Raw genomic sequence first — 1,090 nt, forward strand, 5'->3', positions numbered from 1 at the left:
TGGAAGTTTGCCTCAGCCTCCGCAGGCGGGATATAGCCGATTGAGCTCAACAGGCGCTGGTGGTTGTACCAGTGCACCCATTTCAAGGTCGCCATCTCAACAGCCTCGCGGCTCTTCCACGACTGGCGGTAAATCAGCTCGGCCTTGTACAGCCCGTTGATAGTCTCAGCCAAGGCGTTGTCGTAGCTGTCGCCCTTGCTGCCAACCGAGGGTTCAATACCGGCCTCTGCCAGCCGCTCGGTGTAGCGGATCGAGACATACTGGCTGCCACGGTCGCTGTGATGGATCAGACCACCCGTGCAATGCGGCTGGCGGGCATACAGGGCTTGCTCCAGAGCATCCAGCACGAAGTCGGTCTTCATGCTGGTACTGACTCGCCAGCCAACGATCCGCCGCGCAAACACGTCAATCACGAAGGCCACATACAGCCAGCCCTGCCAGGTCGACACGTACGTGAAGTCCGACACCCACAGCTGATTTGGACGGTCGGCATGGAACTGGCGCTGCACACGATCCAGCGGACAGAGCGACTTGTCGCCGGCCACCGTTGTTCGCATGACCTGGCCGCGCCTGATGCCCTGTAATCCAGCCCGACGCATCAACCGCTCCACCGTGCATCTGGCCACCTCGGTGCCTTCTCGCCGGAGCTGCTTCCAGACCTTCATCGCGCCATAACACTGCATGTTGGTGTCCCATACACGCTGGATTTCCAGGATCAATGCGTCATCGCGTCGAGCACGGCAGCAACGTAATGCCGGGTTGCGCTGCTGAGCCGCGTGCCAGCGGTAACCGGACGGGGCGATCTGCAAGACACGGCAGATCGACTCGACCCCGAGACGGTCACGATGCTGATCGACAAATGCCCTCAGGACTTGGTGCGGCGGTCGAGCTCCGCCTGGGCAAAATACGCACTGGCCAGGCGCAGAATCTCGTTGGCTTTGCGCAGCTCGCGGTTCTCGCGCTCCAGAGCCTTTATGCGCTCGCGCTCTTCGCTGGTCTGACCAGGGCGCTGACCGGCATCGGTCTGCTGGCGGCGAATCCAGCCATGCAGGGTTTGCGCTGCGCAGCCGATTTTCGGCGCAATGGCCTC

General features: G+C 61.8%; 1 pseudogene and 1 other annotated feature. The pseudogene reads right to left on the reverse strand.

The features are described from left to right. Positions 1-1,090, reverse strand: a pseudogene (locus CFY91_RS14815) (IS3 family transposase); the annotation flags it as partial. After that, positions 795-911, reverse strand: a sequence feature (AL1L pseudoknot). Its footprint overlaps the pseudogene before it by 117 nt.

The organism is Pseudomonas fluvialis (assembly GCF_002234375.1).
GTDB classification, from domain to species: Bacteria; Pseudomonadota; Gammaproteobacteria; order Pseudomonadales; family Pseudomonadaceae; genus Aquipseudomonas; species Aquipseudomonas fluvialis.